The organism is Thiolapillus sp. (assembly GCF_048562965.1).
GTDB classification, from domain to species: Bacteria; Pseudomonadota; Gammaproteobacteria; order Chromatiales; family Chromatiaceae; genus Thiolapillus; species Thiolapillus brandeum_A.
The window spans coordinates 1-6,844 of sequence record NZ_JBHNMF010000158.1; the positions used below are offsets into that span (position 1 = coordinate 1).

Consider the following 6,844-nt stretch of genomic DNA (forward strand, 5'->3'; position numbering starts at 1 on the left):
TTTTCTGCTGTCAATTAGCCAGTTTTGGCCTGTTATAGGCAGTTTTCACTCCTGCGTTAGCCCCCACCTTGATCAAATCGCCTGCTGCAATGTCTTCCAAGCGACATCCCAGGCGATCCGCTCCTGCTCCAGACGGACGTTCTGTCCCCAGGTATTGCGTTTGATGGCCTGATATACCGCCTGCTCATGGTCACTCAGCAAGGGCAATGTTTCCGCAGCATGCTGATCCTTCTCCTCCACCCACAGATCTTGATGGCTTCGGAGGGTCGCTTCGTCCATCAATACAGATTTCAGCTCAGGGAGATAGGTTCCTGCACGATTAAGAATCGCAAAGCCATGCGTGTCCAAATCCCCCCAGTAGAGGCAGTGGGCCTTGGCGACCCAGGGCAGACGATCCAGCACGTCAACCCCATAACCCAGCTGCATGATGACAACCGACCCCGGCAAATCATCAAAGGCAAGACCAGTCTGCAGATTCTCGACGATGAAGACATTGCTAACAGGGAGATCGAGTTCAGCCAATTGTTCCCAGGGCGCTGATATGTCGCCCAATCCGCCAACACATTGTCTCAGGCCATCATCCAGTATGCGCAAACGGATGAGTTGCGGTGGTACTTTGAGCCCGCAGATTTGAAAGAAATCACCTTCGGTCGAGGATTCGCCTCGCACAGCATCAACAAGGTCAGCCAAAAGCCGCTTACGTTTTTCAAGCCACTTGCTATCCAGACCAGTCACGGGCAGTTGCCTAGGATAAAGGTTGGAAGCAGGATTCTTCTCGATCCAGGCGACCATATCCATCAGGCGTCGATAATCCGCCTCGCTGTAATCTGCGAGAATAGCAAAATAACGAGGCAGCTTGCTGCCAAGCTGGGGCCAACGTGCGATAAGATCCCTATATCGCTGTTGAGCTCGATCCCAGCGATCTGCCTCTCCAATCCATTGTGCAACTTCGCCGGGGCCAGACAGCAGCAGTTTCTCGGGAACAGGCTGTGTTCCCAGCTTGCGCCAACGCCTTTCGCTCCAGGAAAGTAATCCGACACCATTCCAGGATTGCCAGGCTGCTACCCAAGCCCGAACGTCTTCAACTTGCTTCAGTGCCTGGTTTTCCGTGGGGATACCCAAAGTAACCTCAAGCGGCCAGGTGCTCGCTTCTGGCTGTTCCGGGTCGCCACTTTTCTCCAGCCACTCCCGGTGCTTATTTTTGAAGCGGCGCTTCAACTCCTTTTGCACATCATCAGGAAATTTCAATACTTGCCTCCTGATGTGTATGAGCGGGCAGCTTCAGGTGCTGTTGCTCCGAATCATATTCGATCATCAAGACACCTGAGATGCGCCTATCACTGATATCGATAAAGCAGGCACCACCAATAAACGGTTCCAGAGTCATGACCGATTTCAGCGGTGTGGCGACAATCATCTGAAAACCGAAGTTTTTGAAGATATTCATCGCCAACGCAGTAAACTCGTTGTCTGCCTTGTCAAAGGCCTCGTCGAGCACCACCGGCGCATACATGGGCACACCATGCTCATTACCGCCCAACTGGTAGCGCAGTGCGGCAGCCAGACAGGTCGTGGCTAGCTTCTGCCGTTGGCCACCCGATTTACCCGAACCACTGCGATAGACTTCCACCTCGACACCGCTCTCATCGGTCTCCCTGCCAATAAACTCCATGTGCTGCCGGACATCCAACACTGCCTGTCGCCAGCGCTTGTTCTCTGGCTCCTGACTGGAAAGACGCTCCACCAGACGACGTAATGCCAGAAAGCGCGACTCCGCCAACTCGCGGTCCTCGCTCCAGGCATGGCTTAGAGCCTGCTGGATCTCCTGCTTGAATTCGCGCACATCCGGTAGCTGCCGGTCGCTGGGATCGATTTGCAAAAAGGTGGTTTGGTTGGTGCTCTGATTGAATGGCACCTGGGCAAGGCTGTCGTTGACCAGATCCATGCGCTCCAGGATTTCCTTGCGCGCATCGCTCAGATAGGTCGAAAGCGCCGCCAGATTTTGGTGGCTCTGACTCTCCAGCAATTCAAAAAATCGCTGCTCATGGGCCGGAAGACCATCGGTCTCCAATCGGGTCAACTTGGCAAAAAAATCAGGTGCTGCAGCAAGGGTCGCATCGAGACCCTCCGCCTCGGCAGGCCAGTCATGGACAAACTTATCGAATCGTTTTTCAATGAAGCGCTCACATTCACTCATCAACCGGTTGATCTCACCGATCTCCTGATTGATCGACCGTTCCACCGTTCGAATCAGGCTATCCAAATTATCCAGCCGCACTGGATCCCGCAGTGCATCGAATCGTTCGTCCAACCCCTGTTGTTGACGAGGTGTCAACGGAACTATGGTTGGATCATCCTGGAGGTTCTTTAAGGTCTCCTCGTGTTCATCGACTTTACCGACGACCTTCTCATAGTCGATGGTTGTCTTGCGCAGGGCTCCATCGGCATCCTTGACCACCTTCTTCTGCCGCTCAATCTGATCGGCCACATTCTTCAGCTCCGTGTTGCCTTCCAAGGCATCACGAATCCGGCGTTCCAGTTTATCGATACCCGTCAGCAACGGAGCAACGTCCACTTCCTGCCACTGCAGATTCACTAGAGTCTGGCAGTGGATCGCGCGTTTGGCACGGGCACCCTCCTGTTCGGTTAGTGCCTTAATTCGTTCTTCCAGATCAGAGATCTTGTCCGCAAGCTCCTGGGCCTGCTTGCGGTAAAGTGCCAGCTTCTCGCGGTTATCAAAGCCTAATACCCAATACCTGCGATCACCGACATCGCGACGGTCATCCTTCTCGTGTCGGGTCTTGCTGTGTTTGACCTGTCCTTCGCAGGTCAAAGCCCGGTCTGCACGCCGAAAGGACTGAATGGAATCAACACAGGCGTAGTCGAATCGTCGACGTAGCTCCGTACTCAACCACTCAGATTGATTGCACTCTTTGATGTTTAGCTTGAGTACCAGTGAATCGGTGCCGACTGGTCTGACCTGCTGGCGATCTACCTGTCCCGTGCGGTAATAGACCAAGCGCTGGCCCAGATGGCGACTGTTAATGTGATTGGAAAGCGCGGAATAGTGGCGTTCATCCACCAGCAGGGAGAGCGCAAAGCCATGCAGCACCCGCTCTATGGCCCCTTGCCACTCTGCCTCGTCAGCTTTCACCTCGATGAGCTCACCGATGAAGGGCAGTGCCCTCTCCGATACGCCGATGGCAGTGGCAATCTCATAACGCAGATCCAACATGTGCGCGGGGATATTGGAGGGCTGTCGTTCCAGGGCCTTCACCTCTCCGGCTGTCTGGGTGAACGCCGTCTCGGCCTCCCTTTTCTGAATCACCAAAAGATCCCGCTTTTCGCGGATCTCGCTACTACCACTCTCCCAACGCTCAAGCTCCTGACGCGCCTCACCAACCAGCTCGGCAAACCGGTGGGGTGAATCGGGAAAAACCCAGTCGAGTTGCCTACAGGCTTCCTTTGCCTGTCCCTGCTTTCTCAGGCACTGCTCGCGTTGCTGCTCCAGGGTAGACTTCTCCGCTTGCCAGGTTTCCACCTGGTCACCACCAACCTCCCTGTGCAGATGCTCCAGTTCACGCAAGGTATCGTTGTGCTGGTTGAGCACAGCCTGTTTCCGGCTGATCGCACCTTCCAATCCGTCGGCCTGAATATTCAAGCGCTCAATCTGCTCTTTCAGCAGTTCGATACGTCGACGTCCACCGTAACTATCGATTCCGGTCAGTAGTTCGTTGAGGCCACTGCGTTCATTCAGTAGCGACTCCCGCTGCTGATGCTTTTCTCGCGCCGGAACCAGGGCCTCCACTTGCTGGCGCGCGGTGACCACTGCCTGGTGTGTCGCATTGAGCTCATCGAACTCGCTGACCAGTCGATCGGCCACTTCGAAGGTCGCCGGTTTGTCCAGCATGAAGTCCCGCAGGAGGGTATTGAGGTCGCCGAGATTCTTGGCCGATTGAGTCTTGTGCAGCAGACGCAACGCCATCTCGTTCTCGATGCCGAGCAGTCGGCAAAATCGCTCTGAGTAAGGTCGGAACTCACGGCGGCTGAACGCATCCGGGAACTCCTGTCTGAGCTTGCGCACATCAAGGTTGGACTGACCGAACACCTCCAACTCATTAAGCTCAAACGGACGCTCGAAGATCATGAAGTGGCGATTAACATCACCCTGTCCATTGGCATTTCCGCGCAGCCAGAACACCTGCACCAGCACCACATGCTGACCCAATACGTTCCGGTAGGTGAGTGCCAAGGCCGACCAGGTGGTCCCAGGGCGCAAGTAGCGAGTACCGATCTCTCCTGATGCATCATCTTTCTGTTCTGCCCAGGCACCTCGGATATAACTCACCAGGTTCCGATCACGTCCTGTCTTTTCCGCCTCTCTTGCCGCAGCGTTGAAATCGACCCAGCGTGGCGGCACCAGCAATGCGGAGAAGGCATCGAGCAACGTCGACTTTCCCGCGCCGGACCGACCTACGAACAGAAAGCCCTGCTCTGAGATTGGAACATCATGAATATCGGAGAAGGTGCCCCAGTTGAATACCTGAAGCTGAGCCATACGAAACTGTTCCGGCGCGAAGAGGTTTTGCGTCCCTGCAACGACACTCATTCGTGATCCTCCCCTGATTGCATCTCATCATCTTGTTCAGACAACCCCTCTGGCGCTCGCATGTCGTGGTAGATTCGGGTCAGCGCCTGAATCTCTTCGGCAGAAAACAGCAGCTTCAGCGTGGGTGAGATCTCGAAGCGATCCTCGCTGGACCGAATCTTGCGCAAGATGCTGTGTTTCTTGATCTTCTCAATCGATGCATAGATGCGTTTCTCGAACAGCGCCCGGTCGGTGTTGCCGACCTGCTCGTAAACGCCGAGAAACTCGACGATCTCTTCAGTCGATATCACCGCACGGTCGCCATGGGCTTCGGCCTGGGTGAGTCGCTGGCGCAGGTGGAGTAGTAGAATGGAGTCGAGAAAGGTCAAATTGGCGCGACGCAGGAGTCGGGGCACTTCCAGGTCACCCGTTTCCGCCTGACGGGTAAAGGCGACTTGCAGGTCGCGGTCGATCACCAACTGCAGAAACAGGTTAGATAATCGGCTACGGATCGCCGCTTCATCACGGATCAGGATTGGCCAGAGCTTGGAGTGTCGCTGACCATCCAGTGACGGCCCAGCAAGGAGTTGCACCAATACACGACGAGCATCCAGTAATAACTCGCCGCTGTCGCCATGATAGAGTGCCTGGTCTGACTCCTGTTCGGTGTCCTCTACCATCAGCATCTCTTCCTCTGACACCCCATCTTCAGGCGCACTTTCTTCAGACATAGGGTCAGACCAATTCATCTAAGCGATCCCTCAAGAAATAGATTTTTGGAATTCGGGCACAGCGCCCCTGTTCGTCTTCCCCCACCCAGGCCACCGTCTCGACACTATCGCCCTTGATGCCATGACGACTGCCCAGGGCCAGCAGGCCGACCACACTGCCCAGGCCCTGCGAGGCCGGAAAGTGCTCCAACACATCACTAATCGAGGCCTGGTCACGCTGTTCCAGCAGAGAGCGCACATGCTCTGTCAAAGTGCGGAAGTCGATCTCCGACTGCGCCACCAACTCACTGACCGATTCCAGATCGATGGGCGCTGGTTCCCCCTCACGCATCGCCTCTGGCTCCGCCTGCAACGCCGGATCGTAGAGCACCCATTGGGATAGGGAACGCAAACGGCTACTGGTCAGTTCCAGGGAATACTCCAGCGACTCGGTTACCTTGACCTCGTCCTTGATCGATAGCGCGGCACGTTGCGCCTCCTTCAGCAGCTGGTTTACGCGGCGCTGCTCAAGATACTCACGGCTTTGCACGAAGTGTTTAAGACTGCGGGCAAAGGTCTGTAATGCCTCATGGACCGCACCACCCTGTTCAAGCAGATTCCTGGTCAAGCGCAGGAGGAAGCGACGCTCCCGCATGTCCAGTTCACCGACAAACTCGCGTGACATCATGCTGTCGAGGGACTCTTCCAACATCGCCGCCTGCTCGGGGTCGGTGAGCAGACGCCAGAAGGCGGAGAAGGTCCGGCCTGCCTCACTCTCTGCAATCAGATCGATGCCAGCAAACAGCGAGTCGAGCACCTCGCCCCGGTTGCCATCGCTATCCATGATGCGCTCTCGCAGCTCCCGATTGAGCTGCTCAAACTGATCACGCACCCGGCGAAAATCGCCCGTCAGATCATCAGCTAGGGAGATGATCTCCCGCGTCCGCTCCAGGGCAGTATCACGCGGCAGGACGCGCATCTGCCCCTTCTGGATTGCATCGATCTCCTTGTCGATGCGTGCCTGTTCCGCCATCAGGCGGTCGATTCGGCGGTGTTTATCGGTATCGGTATCCTCGGCCAGCCCGACCAGGGACTGGATCACCAACGACAGGCGACTCTCGGTCGCCGCCGAATGGGGTTCAGCGATGGCGGACACAAACCGAATCGCCTCTACTGTGGCCGTCGAGAGTTCATACTCCTCCTCGGTGGCACCAGGCAGGAATCGCCTTTCGAGGTACCCGTCACTCAGCCAGTTGGCCACATAAGCCTGTGCCGTCTGCGGAAAATCGCCCCCTTGGGCTCGAAGCTCTTCCAGATCCTGCGTCAGCCGCTCAAAAAGTATCGAGGCTGGAAGACTGCGCTCCTTTTCATAAAGGTGTGATTGAAGCAGACCAATGACCGTCGGCCCGTTGGCAGAGGCGAGTAACCGCCATAGCGGCTGATTGCGCATGCGGCGGTAAATGGCGATGGTTTTGTCCGCTTTCATTCTGATCTGGGCTCAGTGGTAGTTGCTGCTGATTACAGTTCACTAACCGTCAGAATCCTT

4 protein-coding genes are annotated in these 6,844 nt (G+C 55.9%); all 4 read right to left on the reverse strand.

Annotated elements, in window-relative coordinates; all coding sequences use genetic code 11:
- Positions 1-72: 72 nt before the first annotated feature.
- From ACOCD2_RS09820 to ACOCD2_RS09835, 4 genes are read right to left on the reverse strand one after another with little or no spacing between them, the layout of a single operon-like run.
- The gene (locus ACOCD2_RS09820) at positions 73-1,248 is read right to left on the reverse strand and encodes a Wadjet anti-phage system protein JetD domain-containing protein (protein ID WP_293672591.1); all 1,176 of its coding nucleotides are present in this window, start codon (positions 1,246-1,248) and stop codon (positions 73-75) included.
- The gene (locus ACOCD2_RS09825; RefSeq protein ID WP_293672590.1) at positions 1,235-4,609 is read right to left on the reverse strand and encodes an ATP-binding protein; all 3,375 of its coding nucleotides are present in this window, start codon (positions 4,607-4,609) and stop codon (positions 1,235-1,237) included. The genes ACOCD2_RS09820 and ACOCD2_RS09825 overlap by 14 nt, the downstream gene beginning before the upstream one ends.
- A complete protein-coding gene (locus ACOCD2_RS09830; RefSeq protein WP_305800362.1) occupies positions 4,606-5,319 on the reverse strand; it encodes a DUF4194 domain-containing protein in 714 nt (237 codons plus the stop codon). Before ACOCD2_RS09830 ends, ACOCD2_RS09825 begins: the two co-directional genes overlap by 4 nt.
- 4 nt (positions 5,320-5,323) lie before the next feature.
- Positions 5,324-6,784, reverse strand: a complete 1,461-nt coding sequence (locus tag ACOCD2_RS09835) for a DUF3375 domain-containing protein (protein ID WP_419625691.1) — start codon at positions 6,782-6,784, stop codon at positions 5,324-5,326.
- Positions 6,785-6,844: the final 60 nt, after the last annotated feature.